This window comes from Vibrio kagoshimensis (assembly GCF_050337535.1).
Taxonomy (GTDB): Bacteria; Pseudomonadota; Gammaproteobacteria; order Enterobacterales; family Vibrionaceae; genus Vibrio; species Vibrio gallaecicus.
The window spans coordinates 114393-132100 of sequence record NZ_JAKJSZ010000016.1 but is presented as its reverse complement, the minus strand read 5'-3'; the positions used below and the strand labels follow the sequence as shown (position 1 = coordinate 132100).

Annotated in this window: 17 protein-coding genes and 1 riboswitch; of the genes, 13 read left to right on the top strand and 4 right to left on the bottom strand. The window is 41.4% G+C overall.

The window, feature by feature from the left end:
* Nucleotides 1-460: 460 nt before the first annotated feature.
* Complete coding sequence (locus L4C37_RS16015; RefSeq protein WP_273297115.1) at nt 461-985, bottom strand: DUF3087 family protein; 525 nt, start codon at nt 983-985, stop codon at nt 461-463.
* 241 nt (nt 986-1226) lie between these two features.
* On the opposite strand from L4C37_RS16015, the gene trmY reads away from it, so the two are divergent.
* The 3 genes from trmY to sigZ all read left to right on the top strand — a co-directional run bounded on the left by trmY (nt 1227) and on the right by sigZ (nt 2892).
* Entirely contained in the window at nt 1227-1826 is a 600-nt protein-coding gene (gene trmY / locus L4C37_RS16010) for a tRNA (pseudouridine(54)-N(1))-methyltransferase TrmY (protein ID WP_429769155.1), read from the top strand.
* A gap of 201 nt (nt 1827-2027) precedes the next feature.
* Entirely contained in the window at nt 2028-2324 is a 297-nt protein-coding gene (locus tag L4C37_RS16005) for an ArsR/SmtB family transcription factor (protein WP_102453375.1), read from the top strand.
* Entirely contained in the window at nt 2308-2892 is a 585-nt protein-coding gene (gene sigZ / locus L4C37_RS16000; protein ID WP_429769154.1) for an RNA polymerase sigma factor SigZ, read from the top strand. Before L4C37_RS16005 ends, sigZ begins: the two co-directional genes overlap by 17 nt.
* Before the next feature lie 168 nt (nt 2893-3060).
* Here sigZ and L4C37_RS15995 read toward each other — a convergent pair whose 3' ends face one another.
* Complete coding sequence (locus L4C37_RS15995; protein ID WP_137371616.1) at nt 3061-3675, bottom strand: DUF6198 family protein; 615 nt, start codon at nt 3673-3675, stop codon at nt 3061-3063.
* Between the two features lie 757 nt (nt 3676-4432).
* Between L4C37_RS15995 and L4C37_RS15990 the strand changes: the two genes are divergently transcribed.
* The 3 genes from L4C37_RS15990 (at nt 4433) to L4C37_RS15980 (ending at nt 7023) form a co-directional block, all read left to right on the top strand.
* Nucleotides 4433-5650 (top strand): MFS transporter, encoded by a 1218-nt coding sequence (locus L4C37_RS15990; protein WP_429769153.1) that lies wholly within the window; start codon nt 4433-4435, stop codon nt 5648-5650.
* Nucleotides 5651-5847: 197 nt separating this feature from the next.
* Complete coding sequence (locus L4C37_RS15985; protein WP_429769152.1) at nt 5848-6582, top strand: sulfite exporter TauE/SafE family protein; 735 nt, start codon at nt 5848-5850, stop codon at nt 6580-6582.
* A 69-nt stretch (nt 6583-6651) separates the two neighbouring features.
* Nucleotides 6652-7023, top strand: coding sequence for an MmcQ/YjbR family DNA-binding protein (locus tag L4C37_RS15980; RefSeq protein ID WP_137371620.1), 372 nt, complete (start codon nt 6652-6654; stop codon nt 7021-7023).
* A gap of 35 nt (nt 7024-7058) precedes the next feature.
* On the opposite strand, the gene L4C37_RS15975 is transcribed toward L4C37_RS15980, so the two are convergent.
* A complete protein-coding gene (locus tag L4C37_RS15975) occupies nt 7059-7811 on the bottom strand; it encodes a phosphatase PAP2 family protein (RefSeq protein ID WP_429769151.1) in 753 nt (250 codons plus the stop codon).
* Between the two features lie 485 nt (nt 7812-8296).
* A riboswitch (FMN riboswitch) is annotated at nt 8297-8474 on the top strand.
* 145 nt (nt 8475-8619) lie between these two features.
* Here L4C37_RS15975 and ribB point away from each other — a divergent pair.
* From ribB to L4C37_RS15945, 6 genes are all read left to right on the top strand, one after another.
* Entirely contained in the window at nt 8620-9276 is a 657-nt protein-coding gene (ribB, locus tag L4C37_RS15970) for a 3,4-dihydroxy-2-butanone-4-phosphate synthase (RefSeq protein ID WP_429769150.1), read from the top strand.
* 227 nt (nt 9277-9503) lie between these two features.
* Entirely contained in the window at nt 9504-11039 is a 1536-nt protein-coding gene (locus L4C37_RS15965) for an ABC transporter substrate-binding protein (protein ID WP_429769149.1), read from the top strand.
* The gene (locus tag L4C37_RS15960) at nt 11032-12045 is read left to right on the top strand and encodes an ABC transporter permease (RefSeq protein WP_273296165.1); all 1014 of its coding nucleotides are present in this window, start codon (nt 11032-11034) and stop codon (nt 12043-12045) included. Before L4C37_RS15965 ends, L4C37_RS15960 begins: the two co-directional genes overlap by 8 nt.
* Complete coding sequence (locus L4C37_RS15955) at nt 12042-12920, top strand: ABC transporter permease (RefSeq protein ID WP_273296164.1); 879 nt, start codon at nt 12042-12044, stop codon at nt 12918-12920. The genes L4C37_RS15960 and L4C37_RS15955 overlap by 4 nt, the downstream gene beginning before the upstream one ends.
* On the top strand, nt 12917-14362 hold the full coding sequence (locus L4C37_RS15950; protein WP_429769148.1) for an ABC transporter ATP-binding protein: 1446 nt from the start codon (nt 12917-12919) through the stop codon (nt 14360-14362). The genes L4C37_RS15955 and L4C37_RS15950 overlap by 4 nt, the downstream gene beginning before the upstream one ends.
* Nucleotides 14363-14744: 382 nt before the next feature.
* Nucleotides 14745-15593: a hypothetical protein gene (locus L4C37_RS15945; protein ID WP_429769147.1), complete on the top strand. Its 849-nt coding sequence runs from the start codon at nt 14745-14747 to the stop codon at nt 15591-15593.
* Nucleotides 15594-15898: 305 nt separating this feature from the next.
* Here L4C37_RS15945 and L4C37_RS15940 read toward each other — a convergent pair whose 3' ends face one another.
* Nucleotides 15899-16795 (bottom strand): LysR family transcriptional regulator, encoded by an 897-nt coding sequence (locus L4C37_RS15940; protein ID WP_429769146.1) that lies wholly within the window; start codon nt 16793-16795, stop codon nt 15899-15901.
* Nucleotides 16796-16981: 186 nt separating this feature from the next.
* On the opposite strand from L4C37_RS15940, the gene L4C37_RS15935 reads away from it, so the two are divergent.
* Complete coding sequence (locus L4C37_RS15935) at nt 16982-17620, top strand: NAD(P)-dependent oxidoreductase (RefSeq protein ID WP_429769145.1); 639 nt, start codon at nt 16982-16984, stop codon at nt 17618-17620.
* Nucleotides 17621-17708 lie beyond the last annotated feature (88 nt).

The following is a 17708-nucleotide window of genomic DNA, read 5'->3' as shown; positions in this document are numbered from 1 at the left end:
TGAATTGACTGTGCCAAAATTAAGTAAACTTAATTTTGTATTGGTCACTCAGTTCATTGAAACCAAATTGATTTCCGAGGAAATCTTGCTTTGCTAATGCAAAACAAATTTTGATATTCATCAACGAGTGCCCACACAGATTGATAGGTTTAAATTGTTAAAGAGCTTTGCTTATTGAACACTTCCTTTTAACAAGAAGCCTCTCAAAGCGGACGTGAATTCTAGCGATTTAACTTAAAGTGTCAAACACTTTTTTAAATTTAATTTTTTAGAATTTTCGTCTTACTGATTTTCGCTGAAGCCTTATGGCGTCTGCCGTGTCAGTGAGGCGGCATTATAGAGAACATCTAAAACTTGGCAACCCCTTTTCTTCAAAAAATCAAAAAAAACAACCCAACCGTTCAAAAGTCCATCAAACGAAGCTTTATCGATTATTAATCGTTCAAAACAGACCATAAAATCACAGTTTATCTATTAAACTCTTATCAAAGTCTGCAATGTTCAAGTCAAACTCCCAACGTAATGCTTCTTCTTTAATTATTTCTAATGCTTTTTCCACAGCACTGATTGTAAGCGTGTTGTTATCTAACTCATATACTTGCTTTTGGGTTGTGTAATAGAAGAAAAGAACCGTTAGTGCATCTCGATTTCCTGATTCCGCTTCTTGTTTAATGCGCTTTAATTTTCTATACACTCGGTTATGTATTTGCTTCAGTTCCCAAACATATAATGCTTCTGTTAGATATGGGTGGGTTTTAAAAACCTTGATGGCACAAACATTCACAGCGATGGCTATGATTACGCCGATAACGTTTAAATGAAAGTTTCCGGTTGCTTCTCCACTAATCGACTCAGAGAAGCCAAATAATGAAATAAGTATTGAGCTTGAACCAATTGCGATAAGCGCAAGAGAAGCAACTAACGCTATAAGCAATACATTCATCTTCTTTCTGTATTCAGTTTTATCAATTTTTTGCAGTTTCATTAATGACTTCCTTCTATTAATGATCATCATCTTACCTATGGCTATCTTGTCTTCAAGTTTTACAAACATTCCTGTGGCTCTTGTACCTTATTAAGAATGTCTTTGCCCTTATTCAATGGATTTTAGTCACATCATTTGACTTCATTAATAGAAAGGAGTTACATACCGCATCAAACTGTACTCATCAATTTAATTCAGTATACCTACATGCGTAATACTGAAAGCTAACAAGGTATTTGCTATGCGTTCATTTGTTTTAAGAGCTCGAGCTGCTCCCACAGAAAGTCACCTTATCCTTGAAGGGGTCGGTCAAGACGCTCACACTGAGATTCTTGCCCATACACTGATGAATACAATCTTTGTTGCACAATCTCACCGTGCTGATGTCACTGTTCATCTGGTATTAGAAAGTACTAAAGACTTTTCACGAACCATTACTTTCGATTCAAATGAAATTACTAATATTGGCGGGTTTCATGAGGCGGCTCTACTTGCGGCTGTTGTTAGAGCAGCTGACGCCTCTAAAGGAATGACCAAAGAACAAAGTCGCCAGGTTGAACCAGGTATCACAGTTCGAACTGTTAGCTTTGAAAAGCTAATTAAAGAATTAGCCGAAGATCATCAACTCTATATGATGGATAAGAAGGGAACCTTCGTTAGAGATGCTGAGATTGCAGACAATCCATGTTTCTTGTTAACAGACCACATTCCAATGCCGAAAAAGAGCTATAACAGCTTAAAAAGATTAGGAACAGAAAAGATCAGTCTGGGTCCGAATATGCTTTTCGCTTCTCAATGTGTCGTTTTGATCAACAATGAGTTGGATCTACGAGATTTTTAATTCCTTGGTTTTGGAATAAGCACATTCTGTTTATAGATAAAGGTGAACTCATTCATCTTTATCTTCTTATCTTCTTATCTTCTTATCTTCTTATCTTCTTACAAGCATTATTTTAGTTTTCGTATTTACTAACCTCCTATTTCATCATTTGTAATTCATCATTATTTCGATTATTATCGAATTAAATATTTAGGAGCACACATGAACTTAGAAGTCGTTGCGAAAGCACTTAAAGAGCTGGGTCACCCTATTCGCCTAACTATTTATAAGAGTGTCGTTAAAGCTGGCTACCAAGGCATTGCAGTTGGAGGCCTACAGGAGGAACTAGGTATCCCTGGTTCTACCTTATCTCACCATATTTCAAGCCTTGCATCGGCAGGCCTAATCAGCCAAAGACGTGAAGGAAGAACCTTATTTTGCGTGGCAGAGTATGAATGCCTCGAAGGCGTTATTGATTTCTTACAAGACGAGTGTTGTGCAAATGAACAGTGCAACTAGTACCGCTTTACAGTTAGAGCAAGTCTGGAAAGACTACCAGCAAGCTTTGAAGACTTTCCTTCATTCTAAGGTTAGTAATTCAGCAGATGTTGATGACCTACTGCAAGAGATTTTGATCAAAACTTATCAAAGCCTTAATACTGTTCAAGATGCAGACAGCGTAAAGGCATGGCTTTTTCAACTGGCGAACCGAACCATCATCGACTTTTACCGAAAACGCTCTCGTCATCAAAGAGACAACGAGCTAGATGCCAGTGATTTATGGTTTACGAATGCCGATGATGATTCTAGTTTTGAGCAAGATTTATCAAAGTGCATTGAACCTTTTATTCAAGCTTTACCGGAGCAGAATGCTTCTCTATTGTTCGCGATTGATATTAAAGGACAAAGCCAAAAAGAACTCGCTAAGCAGCAAGGGATCAGTTACTCGACGGTTAAATCTCGCGTGCAAAAGAGCCGCGGTGAATTGAAGAGATTATTTGAAGAGTGTTGCCATTTATCACTTGATAGCCATGGCAATATCATTGATTGCGATACCAAGCCAGGAAATGACTGTAATAAGTGTTAATCCAGACTAAAACGTTTAATCGATGTTTTTACGAATAAATGTATAAACTAAAAAGCCCGCCTAACTTGTCAATGACGTTAGGCGGGCTTTTTGATAATCGCATTTAATAATCACAAAAGAGTAAATACAAAACTAGTCGATGCAGAAACCTGATTTTCTTTCTGTTTTTTACGCCGCTTTAGCTTGCTGAACAGGCTGATAACGACCGGGCTTGTGGTTCATCGCGAGTATTAAGTTAGTAACAACAGCACCCACTACAGAAAGTAAGATCAGAGTGATATCTACAATAAAGAACGACAATACAACTATGGTACAATCTAAAACCATTTGAATCTTACCTGCACGAATCCCAAACCGCTCTTGCAAGTACAGCGCTAGAATATTAAAACCGCCTAGGCTCATCTTGTGCCTGAAAATAACCAACATCCCCATACCAATTAAACCGCCACCAATTACGGCAGCATAAATAGTATTGATTTCTGCTATTTGGATAACATGATGCAAATGATCTACTGCAAACGAAACAATGGAAACGGCAACAAAGGTATTAATGGTGAAACGCCACCCCATGCGAGTGACAGAAAGAATATAGAAAGGTAGATTGAGAGCAAAGAAAACTTGCCCGAAACTAAAGTCAGAGACCTTAGTTAAAAAGATAGCCAAACCAGCAGTTCCACCAGTCAATAAACCTACTTGATTGAAGAAGATAACACCTAATGAAACCAGTGCGCTACCTAGTAAAAGAGCCAAGAGGTTCTCTCGAAGATTATGATCTTTATCCATGCGCTTATTGCTTCCTTATCCCTAAATTTAAAGCTCTTTACTTCATCATGAGTAAAGTGATCGAGCGCATAAAATGACGATCTTTATAAAAAATGTCGAGGAACAGGCTGCTGTTAATTTTTAATTACTGTGTAAAACCTCTGTTACACCGTTAAAAATCAAGCTATTTAATGCACCTTAGAAAATGCTGTTCTATGAGGTCTTCTCCTAGCATGATCTCTTTCGCATCACCCTTTAGTCATAGCTGTTAATCACCGTTGCTAATATCACAGTAGCAACTTCAGTAAAGCCCTTCCTAAGTCATTCCTTCTATGTACGCTTCGAATGGGTTAATCAAGTTTCTACTTTTGTTTACCTCATCTACGTGGAATGGTCAGACTTACTTGACCAATCTATGCATAAAACGCATAGATTGAATCACATATTCTCATTTGTCAGTATTTCATAGCGGCTTTATGATGCGCGCCTATTTTCGACAGACCAACATTTCTTGACTTATGTTCTCGCAATCACTTTTCGCTCAACTATGCAGGATGATCATATTACTGATCATTAGCTTAGTCATTGTTCATCACAGCAAGCCTTTGATTGAGCTATTAGCCCAGCACGCCGTTAACAGCGGGTGCCACCAGCAATCGGGAGAACACAATATGGCTGATCACCAGCATCACCACTAAAGCTACGCCGAATCTAAAACCACATTAGATCTAACGATTCATAACACCGCGCTACACCATTACTAACTACGAGCACTACAATGAGCATTTTCCGTTTTCCTTTATTAGTATGGCTAGGGATTGGCACACTAATTATCAGTCTAGGGATTAGACAATCATTTGGCATTTTCATGATGCCCATTTCAGAATATTTCGGTACAGGCCGAGAGTTTTTCAGCATTGCTATCGCGCTTCAAAATCTTCTCTTTGGTGTTTTTCAACCTTTTGTAGGCATGGCTGCAGACAAATGGGGCGCAAGAAAAATCATCATTGCAGGAGCATGCGCCTACGGTTTAGGTCTGTTACTCACCTCAGTGACTACAGAATCAAGCATGTTATACGTATCACTTGGTGCTTTGATTGGCTTGGGGCTAAGCGCAACTAGCTATGTAATTGTGCTTGGTGCAGTAGCCAAAGTAGTGCCAGCTGAACATGCAGCAAAAGCTTTTGGTTTAACAACGGCTGTTGGTTCATTTGGTATGTTTGCTGTGATCCCAGGAGCGCAATACATGTTAAATGAATTTAACTGGCAAACTGCCATGCAAGTATTCGCGCTTTTAACCTGCCTCATGATTTCATTTGCATTATTCATGAGAGCTCCAAAATCACAGGCTTCGGCAAATATTCAAGCTCAAAATGAAGATAATCAAACGTTGAAAGAAGCGCTGAGAGAGGCGTTTTCTCACAAGGGATATTGGCTTATTCATGCCGGATTCTTTGTGTGTGGTTTTCACGTTATGTTTATTGCTACTCACTTACCAAGCTATTTAGCAGATAAGAATTTACCCGCTAGCAGTGCTGCTATGGCTCTAGCTTACGTGGGTATTTTTAACATCTTCGGTTCTTATTTTTGGGGAGTCATGGGGGACAAATTCAGCAAGCGCCATGTCATGTCTGCTCTCTACTTCGTAAGAACAGTGGTGATTGCCGCTTTCGTAACACTGCCAGTAACAGAATCGACAGCTGCACTATTTGGTGGTGCTATTGGTTTTTGTTGGCTAGGTACAGTGCCACTTACTTCAGGGCTTGTAAGACAAATTTTTGGTGCTCGCTACCTTTCAAGTCTTTATGGTTTGGTCTTTTTTACTCACCAAGTCGGCAGCTTTTTAGGGGCATGGGCAGGTGGTCGAATTTACGATTACTACGGGTCATATGAGCCAATTTGGTGGTCAACGGTTGTATTAGCATTCCTGGCAGCTTTAATACATTTACCTATCAATGATAAACCCGTTGCGCGTCTTCAACCTGCGTTTGCTTAACGCTTTTTCAACTGGGAATAAACGTACGTTTATTCCCGTTTTATTTATCTTATAAATCCATTAACTCTTAATGATTTACCCCTCAAATGCATTACGGTAAGAACATGATCCTATAAAGAAATACTTCCCGTTATTGCATCAATCCCGATGACTTTACTTTATAGTGCTCATTCAGCCCTCATACTCTAATAGTGCATATGCTCACAGACTACTTTGACCAAACCGTCTTAATCGCCATGACTCTCATCTTTCTTGGATCATTCGTCCAAACTGCGATTGGATTTGGCTTAGCTATTGTTGCAGCTCCTGTACTTTTTCTTATTTCTCCCGACTATGTGCCCGCGCCAATTTGTTTAATTGGGCTGTTCATTTCAATATTGAATGCAATGAAGCACCGCTCCAATATTTCTATTGGAGGCTTGAAAGTAGCTCTGATTGGACGAATCCCAGGCTCAATCGCTGGCGGGTTTTTATTGGTGATGGTGTCAACTCAGGTGCTGTCTCTTTGGCTGGGTCTGCTTGTTGTTTTAGCTGTTATCACTAGTTTGCTGCCTTTTAGAATTGAGCCCACACCGATCAAAATGGGTATTGCAGGTTTTTTCTCTGGTTTCTTTGGCACCAGCTCTGGCATTGGTGGTCCTCCAATGGCGCTATTACTTCAGCATCAAGAAGCCAACCAACTTCGCGGCAATTTATCCGCCTTTTTTGTCTTTAGCTCTATCATCTCGTTGATAGTACAGATTCCTGCTGGTTTCTTTACTTTGCACCACCTATGGATAACGATGCCACTTATTCCAGCTTCTTGGCTTGGCTACAAGTTAGCCTTACTCACCACTCAGACGCTCCCTAAAGAAAAGATTCGTATCGGAGCTCTTGTTCTCTGCTCAGCAAGTGGGGTAACCGCCGTTTGGCAAGGAGTCAGTGGCTTTTAATACATAACTAACAACCCCAATACCATAGTGGGTAGATAGATAAATGAAAGGATAAAGAAGGTTCAGAATATGACTTATGATGAATACAATGAATTTTGCAAAGCTCTTCCTGCCACTAGCTATGTTGTCCAGTGGAATAACTCGCACGTATGGAAGGTCGGAGGGAAGGTTTTCGCGATTGGTGGCTGGGGACCGAATGACCAACCTGCTTTTATTTTTAAAACATCAGATCTAAATTATGACTTTTTGAGCGAGCAAACTGGCTACAAGCCCGCCCCATATTTTGCGTCTAGAGGAATGAAGTGGATACAACACTATGAGTCCACCCCAAACTCAGATGAAGAGCTTATCTACTATCTGAAAGAGTCTTATCGAATAGTTTCTCTCGGTCTAACCAAAAAGAAACAAAAGGAATTAGGATTAAATCAAGAAAGCGAATAAACGGCCAAATTCCCAAGAATCAAATCAAAGCCTTGTTAAATTAAACCCTTGTTAAATAATACTGTCGGTAAATATTGTTTAAGCATAGGGATAGGGATTTTCGGCACCATTAGATAAATCAGCGCTGCTAACACAACAGATCCAATCAAATCTTCTGGTCGGTGCATGCCTAGCCATAAGCGGCTGTAAGCAACCCCAGCAGCCCAAATCATCAGCCCTGCGACCCAAGTAAACTTACGGCTTTCAAAAAACAACCCACCAAAGAAAGCTATACAAATCGCGACAAAAATAGTGTGTCCAGAAGGGAAAGAGTAATCTTGTTCCCCAAGCCAATGATGCACTCGCCATTCACTCACATTACTTGTCACGTTCATGATCACTTCATTTTTTTCACTGAGTGATAGTTGATAAAAACTTTCAGGGAGTTCGATTAAATCGACTTGAGCAAGGTACTCAGTATAAGGTCGCGGGCTTTCTGTCGAATGCTTCAGAAATGTTTTAGCTGAGAAGCAAATCACTAACAGTAATGAGAGTTGAATAGCCAAGCTTAAAAACTTAATTCGAGGGAATTTTAGTCGTAACGTTAGTGCACTCAGTACCGCTAAGGTCACAAGAAAACCAGAGCTGCCTGCAGAGTCTGTCAGCAGCGTCATAAAACGGCCCACAAAAGGTTCAATTGATTGCCCAAGGTCAAAATCAACGCCAATCAATACAACAGGCAGAAGTGAATAAAGGCTAAAAGCTAATAACAGTAACCCTTTAGATTTATTGGCAATATAATCAATCATTGTAACGCTGCAGTCCGTGCGGAAAGGGCGAATCCTAACTTAGCCGAATATGAAGAACATCAGGTTTATGTCAGAAATGTTATCCTAAGGCAAAATAACCCTACTTAAGTAGGGACTTATTCGATTGCGCGGTCAACTTGACGAAAACACCAGCCATCGCCGCTTAAAATTTGATTCAGAATAAAGAAACACTCACAAGCCCGACTATGGCTAGCTTCTTATAAATATTTAGAAACTGGGTTTTCAGCTTAACCGTCATTCTTCATTCTTCATTCTTCATTCTTCAGCCAAACTCAACTGCATGATTCTATTTACGGGCACTAAATAACCAATTAAAGACCACCTAACGGTAAATTAAGTGAAACTTTGCTACCAGTCCTTTAAATCTAAGATTGAAAGGATTACCATTCCCTCGCTCACTGCGTTTTTGAAATTTAAATGGCAGCACAATTTAAATTCGTAACGAATGAAGCAACATATTTAATTTTTATTCTCAGGGCGGGGCGCAATTCCCCACCGGCGGTATGTTTAGTTTTCCATTCGTATTCAACTTTTATGTATGGATTTTCCTGAATAAGCCCGCGAGCGCTCGATACGTCGAGGTCAGCAGATCTGGTGAGATGCCAGAGCCGACGGTTATAGTCCGGATGAGAGAGAATGAAAACACACCGCTCACATAGTGAGACGGTGTATTTCGTTTTGGATAAACCATTACACGCGAATCGCCACCGGTAATAAGTGGGGATGGTTGTGTTTGTTTTTAGTCCCTCATACAGCCCTGATTCTGGTGATATTTAGGAGTTTAACCATGAATCAGTCTTCACTACTTGCCGAATTTGGCGAACCAATTACTCGCGTTGAAAATGCTCTCGAAGCCTTAAGAGAAGGCCGTGGTGTATTGCTTTTAGACGATGAAAATCGTGAAAATGAAGGTGATATTATCTACTCTGTCGAGCACCTAACTGACGCTCAAATGGCACTAATGATCCGCGAATGTAGCGGCATTGTTTGCCTATGTTTGACCGACGAACAAGCCAATCAGCTTGAGCTTCCTCCAATGGTTATTGATAACAACAGTGCGAATCAAACCGCATTCACTGTGACTATTGAAGCGAAAGAAGGCGTGACTACCGGCGTATCTGCAAAAGATCGCGTTACGACTATCAAAACAGCTGCAAACCCAAATGCGAAGCCATCAGACCTTGCTCGCCCTGGTCACGTATTCCCATTACGAGCTCGCAAAGGTGGCGTTCTAGCTCGCCGTGGTCATACAGAAGGCACGGTCGATTTAATGCAAATGGCTGGTTTTGCTCCTGCAGGCGTATTATGTGAAGTAACCAACCCAGACGGTACTATGGCTAAAGCCCCTGAGATCGTTGCATTTGGTAAACTGCACAACATGCCAGTACTGACCATTGAAGATATGGTGATGTACCGCAACAAGTTTGACCTTAAGCTCGCTTAATCAAGCGTATTTAACTGGCTAACCCGCCAACTTTTGGCTGAAACGTCGTTAAACAAACCCGCTTTACCTCCAAAAGCATTCCAAATTAATAGCCTCACTGATTTCAGTGGGGCTTTTTCACACTCATGTCCTGTAAAAATCAACTCAATTAGCAATTATTATCATTAACAACAATTGATTGTTATGTTATAACATTTCAAGTTTTTAACCATTACTAGGACAAAAGCATGAAAAAGCTTGCCGCACTGGCTCTACTTTCCATCAGTGCACTACTTATATGGACATTCGTACCATCGAAAGAAACGGAACCCACCACTCTCAATATTTCAGGTCCCTTCGAATTTACCGATCAAGATTTATCGAAAAACGGCTACCTATTTACACGATTACAAGTCGTTGAAGCGCTGACTGCTATCGATAAGTCAGGCAACGTTACACCTTTATTAGCGAAAGAATGGACGACTCGCGATAACAATTTACGTTGGGAGTTTACAATACGCCCAGATGTTATTTTCCATGATGGTTCACCACTGACCGCACAAGCAGTTCAAACTTCTCTTACTCACGCTTTAAAGAAACCTGGCGTATTAAAGCGTGTTCCTATCAAAGAAATATCAGCTTCAGACAACCTTCTAGTCATCGAACTATCTCAACCTTATCGCCCATTACTGGCTGTATTAGCTCATTATACTGCTGCTATCGCTGCACCAAGTTCATTTGATCAACAAGGCAACGTGGCTGAATTAAGTGGCACTGGTCCTTATAAGATTCAAGAGTTGCAAGCACCTCACAAAGCTCATGTCATAAAGAACAATGAATATTGGGGCACAAATGCTTCAATTGAGCATGTTCACTACCTTGCAGGTCATCGTTCTGAAAGCCGTGCTTTATTAGCTCAAACAGGGCAAGCGGATCTCGTCTATACACTAGACCCAGCCAGTATCGATGTTCTTGAATCAACAAAAAATGTTGAACTCGTGATGGAATCTATTCCAAGAACGATCCTAATTAAATTGAATAATGAACACCCATTTTTAGATCATTCAGATGTGCGTCAAGCGATAAGCCTTGCGTTAGACAGAACCGGCATTTCAAAACAAATCGTCCGTGTTCCAGGGTCTGAAGCGTATCAACTGTTTGCACCTTCTCTTGGCGCATGGCACATCGATACCCTTGAGCAAACTCAGCGCAATATCGACCAAGCGAAAACATTACTAGCCGGGCAAGGTTGGCAGCCAAGTGAAGAAGGTATTCTTTCACGAGAAGGTAAAACCTTCAACATCACTTTAACCACCTATTCTGACAGACCTGAACTGCCTATCGTGGCAACCGCTATCCAAGCTCAGCTTAAAGAAGTTGGCATTCAAGTGAATGTTTCTATCGACAACTCAAGTGCGATTCCATCTAAGCATAAAGACGGTACCTTAGAAATGGCGCTCGTGGCGCGTAATTTTGGCACAACGGCGGATCCCCTAGCCTTGTTAATGCGCGATTTTGCTAGCCATAAAGGCAGTGATTGGGGGCCGATGAACTGGTCTTCTGAAGAGTTCAGCAACTTACTTGAGCGCCTATCGGTTGAACCAAACCAAGAGCAGTATAATCAAATGACTCAAGAGGCTTCATCCATTCTAGCGGAAGAAATGCCACTGATCCCTGTGACTTTCTACACTCAATTAGTGGCGGTCAATGAACGTGTTAACCACTTCTCTTTTGACCCATTTGAGATCAATTACCGTATCTCAGAGATGACGATTAATGATTAATATCTTAATCCGAAGACTACTCCAAGCCGGCTTTGTGGCTTGGAGTATCGGAACACTCACTTTCATATTAATGCGCTTGTTACCCGGCGACTTTGCTTTTCGAATTGCAGCGGGTCGCTACGGGTACGATTATGTGGATGCAGATGCGGCACAAGCGGTTTATCAAGAACTAGGGCTTGATCGCTCGGGTTTTCAGCTATACCTCGAATGGTTGTGGGATCTTCTCCACTTTGACCTAGGTAACTCATTGATCAGCGGTGCACCCGTGATTAATGAAATCAGCCACCAGCTCGGGCACTCCATTTTATTGGCAGCCGTCGCAACTGTCATGTCCCTTGTCATTGCTATCCCTATCGGCATTTATTGTGGTAGACGAACCGACTCTTTTGCAGACCACTTCTCACTATTAGGCTCCATCATATTAAGGGCGCAGCCTGTATTTCTGATTGGTTTAGCGTTAGTGATTATTTTTTCGTTACAACTGAATTGGCTGCCTGTGGCTGGCTTTGGACGTGTCGAGTTTATTATTTTACCCGCCCTCGCCTTAGCACTATCACTGGCTGCAATGTCTAGTCGCCTTATAAGAAATGCCACTCATGATGCCATCACAGCTCCTCACTTCTTATTTGCTCGCTTAAAAGGGCTGAATGAAGCACAAGCTTTTCAGCATCATGCTCATAAGCACATCGCTTTACCTGTTATTACCTTTGTTGGTGTTCAAGCAACTGGGTTAATTGAAGGGATCATTATGATCGAATCACTATTCTCTTGGCCGGGCATTGGTCATGCCTTAGCTCACGCAATTTTCCGTAGAGATATTCCAATGATTCAAGGGGCAGCATTGCTAATGGGGCTTCTATTTGTGGTCATCAATACGTTAGTTGATCTTGTAAACTACCAATTAGACCCAAGACAGCGTGCTAACAGATCTCCTGCTTTATTTTCAAAATTAAAACCTAATAAACGACAAGCAGAATCCGAAAATAAGAAGGTTAAGATCGTATGAATTTAACAAAGCCGCAATGGTTAGGTCTGATTATCTTAGCCACCTTGTTAAGCGTGGTTATTCTGGAACGTACCTTCTATCAAGGTGATATTGCCACGCAAAATCTAGACCTAGCATTCACCACGCCTTCTGCAGAGGAGCCTTTAGGTCGAGACCATTTTGGGCGCAGTAATCTAGCAAGGTTAAGTCATGCCATCACCACTTCACTCTCTATGGCTTTAGTCAGTATCACAACGGCTGCGTTATTAGGAACGTCAATGGGTGTGATAGCAGGTTGGAAACAAGGTTGGTGGGATAGGATATTTTCATTCAACGTGAATATGATACTTGCCATGCCCGGCTTAATCCTTGTTTTGCTTTTTGCAGCCATGGTTCCGGGTTCATTTCTCATTCTGTATATCGCCATATCGCTAATGCTCTGGGTGGATTTTTTCCGAGTATCACGTAACCGAACCTTATCGCTTATTCAGTCGCCGGCTGTTGAAGCTTCCCGCCTTTATGGATTCAACCACTGGTATATATTCAAGCGCCACTTATGGCCAGATTGTCGAAATGATTTATTCACCTTATTTTGTTTTGGTACTGGCAATTCAATATTAGCACTGGCGTCATTAGGGTTCCTGCACGTTGGGCTTAAGCCGCCAGAAGCAGAATTAGGGCTGATGATGGTAGAGCTGTTTCGTTACTACCACCAAGCACCGTGGGTTTTACTTCAACCAGTACTGACCGTTTTTCTTCTCGTATTAAGCTTTCATTTATTAGCTCAAGGAAAACGCGTTACTCAGTCATCAAAAAAACATTCGCATAATAACCCGATGTCTAAACAAGAAAAATCGCAACTAGACAAACAAGCGGACAAAGGAGTAACAGTATGAACGCGATGCTAAAAATTGAAAATCTATCGATTTATACTGACGATCAAACCTTAGTTCATAACCTAAGTTTAGATTTAAATCCCCATCGCCCACTCACTATCTTAGGTGAAACGGGCGCTGGTAAAAGCCTAATAGCCGCAGCTGTTGCAGGCACGCTGCCTGATGCATTAAAACCAGAAGGTGACATTACTTTATTTGATGAACTCAACCCTTTAAATCGAGAACGATTTTGGGGGAAAGAGATCGCTCTGTTACCTCAAGAACCTTGGTTAGCACTTAACCCATTACGTACTATTGCTTCGCAAATAAGCGAAGTTCATAAGCTGGTATTAAACAAAGATAAATCGACAAGTGAAGTACGCACCCACCACGCACTTCAACAAATGGAATTAGACAGCGATGGCGGGAAACACCCATTTGAGCTCTCTGGCGGGATGGCACAACGTGCCGCCTATTTATGCGCAACCCAAGCAGGAGGCAAGCTATTAATTGCAGATGAGCCAACAAAAGGGTTAGACGAAAGCAGGCGAGATCATGTTGGTCAACTTCTCCTTTCTCATTGCCAATCATTTGAAACTAAAGCACCACGCGGGCTACTCACCATCACTCATGACATTAAGTTAGCTAAAATGTTAGGTGGCGACATTATTGTAATGAAAGAAGGCGAGATAGTTGAACGAGGAGATGCGAACACGGTTCTAGAGAATCCGAAAGCCGCCTATACAAAGGCACTCATTCATGCACAACCAGAATATTGGTTAATGGAATCCCCATTATCATCACATCCACAGCAAGTTGACTCCAGCTCATCGAATCTCCACATAGTAAAGAAGCCTCTGCTAAAAGTGCACGATCTCTCGATTTATCGTGAAGAAAAAACTCTATTTTCAGAACTCACATTTTCATTAGATCAAGGAGAAGTGCTCGGGATCTACGGAGACAGTGGGTGTGGAAAATCATCACTCGCCGACACCCTTTTAGGATTACATAACGACTTTTCTGGGAGTATAGACTGGCTTCAAGCAGTCGAAAAAGGACAACGCCTTAAGCTTTATCAAGATCCACCAAGTGCGCATTCTCCTCACGTGACTTTAAAAACGTTACTGAATGACTTATGTGCGCTTCACAAGCTAGACCGAAGCAAGATAACCGCACTTTTAGATAGATTAAGCCTTGATCAAGATCTGCTTGAGCGCCCTTCAAGCCAAGTATCTGGTGGAGAATTACAAAGGTTTGCGATTTTACGAGCCCTATTAATGAGCCCGAAACTTTTGATTGCGGATGAGCCCTCATCGCGTTTAGACCCAATTACAGCAGCCCAAACGCTTAAGCTGATTGTTGAAGTTTCTAAAGAAGCCAATTGTGGGCTTATCTTGATCAGCCATGATCAACTGGCTTTAAGTAAACTGTGTAATAAGGTGATCGACTTATCGCGTTATTGATTTATGGATCTATTGATTTAACGAGCTATCAACCCGAACAAGCTTAAAGGTTACCTGTCTTCCCACTGACATATTAGACGTAAATTTTTAGTCATCTCTTCACCATCCACTCTCTAAATGTACATCTCTGTGTAACCCAATCTGGCTAGCCTTATATAAGAGGTTAGCCATTTGGGCTCTTTAGCTTTCAGGAATAACGACGCTGAAGAGCATTAAAGTCGCTTACTTCTTCTGCCTTTCTCACTAGTTTAGTGATCCAGTGCACTATTCTAGAGCAGGCACATAAATAGAAAAAATATAACTCATTGATTTATTTAAATTAAAAACATGGCACAGATAATGAACTACCACTAAATAGGTATAAACATAAAAGGAGTTAGATATGTTTGTCATTATTTCAATTGTTACATCATTAGTAATACTCGCGACCTTATTTCACTATTCAACAAAGCGACAAGCAACACTCAGCCAGAAGTTTGAAACGCTAGTGTTGATAAGACAGATACTGCAACTTTCACGACAACACCGAGCTGCTACTCACTACGCACTGTCTTGCAAACTCACCAGTGAAGCTATTTCTAAGGTCAACGAAATCTATGCTGACATCCTTGAAACATCCGACTCATTACAAACTAAAGCACCGTTAGATAGCCGACCAATGTACCGGATCTATCAAAACAAACTTAAAATGATGCATGATGATTGGCAAAGCCGAAGCTTAGCTCGTAACCAAACGATACACGGTAAGAGTATCAGGCATAGCATGTACTTACTAGATGAAGTGATGATCAACTGGCTTATTCAGTCTGAGCGCGAAGATATGATGAGCGAATATCATATGAACTGGCAACAAGTACTCGACAGCATGGAAGTGCTAACTAAGCTACGAATTTGCATTCCAGATATGGATTCCATTGATGACCAGCAAAGGGTCAAATTTTACTGTGATAAAACCGTTCGAAAGCTGAATCAGCTAGCGCTGATATGCCCACTTAGTATTGCCTCACCAATAGGCTGCCGAGCGATACACGAACTATCAGAATTAGCGTCGAGCGAGACCATCACCTTATCGCCAAAAGCGATGTACGATTTAACCAGTGATGTTTCAACGGTTATCGCACAAGTCTTCGACCAAGTGTTATCAGATATGACCGAAAGTTTGTATCAACCTCTGCCTACAATCCCGTCAAGTATGGTTGAAGGTTATCCAAGGAAGCATAGCTTCGTATAAAAGAGGTTATGTATAGCAATGAGTGTGGAGTGGGTACAGGCAAATAGCTATGTGTGAAATAGCTATGTGTGAAATAGCTATGTGTGAAATCGCTACATGTTGGAATAGCTATGTCTTGGTATAGCTATGTGTAGCGGCCACTCTATTGATAGATGAGAGAATTTATGACGAGGAGGGAACATAGGCAGTAAATGAAACAAGGCAGTCCTTTATTAGCAATCAAACACTGGAACTTCTCTATTGAGTTCAAATCCGATATTCGTTTGGGTATCGGATTTTTGTATTTTGGAAATAAGCCCTCACCATTAATCATCGCCAAGTTTAATGTCAGAACTCCAAGATTGTGCAACAAAATCAATAAACTGCCGCACAATAGGCAATTGATAACTGCGAGAAAGATAGACCGCCCATAACACGCTGCTGGGTACAACAAATTCATTAAGGATGGGCTGCAGTTTCCCACTATTAATTAAAGGGTTTGCCAAATCACAAGGCAGGTGGACAATGCCTTTTCCGTGCTGGGCAGCACTGGCTAATACACCAATATCATTGGCGATTATCGTTCCTGTTACCTCAACAGCTTTATGCTGATTATCTTTGACAAACGTCCAAGAGGAAGCACCTAAGTGCCTAAAACAGTTATGATCTTTAAGATCATCAACATGCTGAGGTTCACCATACTTAGACAAGTATTCAGCTGAAGCACACACTACGGAATCAATAACCATCAACTTGCGAGCGATCAAACTGTCGTCAGGTTGATCAGTATAACGAAGGGCGATATCTATTCTTTCATCGACCAACTGCGCAAAATGATCCGATGCAAATAGTTCAACTGTAATATTGGGATGCAATTCGGTGAACTGCTCTACAGCGTCGAGTAGTATGTTTTGAGTTAACCCTATAGGTGCGGCAACACGAATTGTGCCCGATAACTGATCATTTCGATTCAAAGCGGTCAGTTCTAATTCGGTGGTTTCATACAGTATTTTTTCACAACGATTTAATGCCTCTTCTCCCGCAGCTGTAAGGCTCACCTTTCGTGTTGTGCGATGCAGTAATCGTTGTTTCAACCAAGCTTCAATCTCTTGAACGTGGCGTGATACCTGTAATCGACTTAATCCTAAGTGCTCAGCTGCTTGCGTAAAACTGGCACAATTCGCCACCTCTACAAAGCTGCGCATTGCCGTCAATTTATCCATCACACACTCCCAGTTTTTTCTGATTATCCGGTTTGATTCGAGTTTAGCTGCTTAACTAAGTTGATTAGATAACTATATAGATACAATCTACATCATTTGGCGATATTTATCGCAACCTAGTGAGCTATTAGACTGCAATGGCTGTCGAGAAAACGACTCAATAAATTAGATAATTGGAGAAATATTATGAAAATTGCAGTATTAGGCGCTTCAGGTTGGATTGGTAGTCACATCGCGCAAGAAGCTCAATCTCGTGGGCATGAAGTGGTTGCAGTCGTCAGAGATCCTAGCCGAGTAGAATTGGACAATGTAGAAGTGCGTCAATTTGATCTGCTGAGTGACGACACAAATCTATCCGATGCTTTGTCTGGTGTAGACGCAGTAATCGCATCGATTGGGGGGCGTGCAATGGGTAATCACGACATTGTAAACAACACAGCTAAAAAGCTACTTACTTCATTGCCAAACCTGAACATCCATCGCTTACTTTGGGTAGGAGGAGCAGGTTCGCTTGAGGTCGCCCCTAATGTCGCTCTGGTTACCGTTCCTGATTTTCCTGCTGATTACAAAAACGAAGCTCTTGCACAAGGCGAAGCACTAAAGACTTTCAAACAATCTAGTAGCGAGCTTAACTGGACTTTCATTAGCCCTGCGGCTGAAATATTCCCTGGAGATAAGCTATCGACTTACCGTACTGGTAGTGACCAACTGCTTACAGACGACGCTGGCAATAGCAGGATTTCAGTCATCGATTACGCAATCGCAATGATTGATGAGTTAGAAACCGGTCAGTACCCACGCCAACGCATTGGTGTCGCTTACTAGTCAGCCAATAGATAGAAATAGGCTATAAAAAATAAGTACATAAAAATAGTTACGCAAGAAATAAAAAGTTAAAAGCCGCTTACTGAAC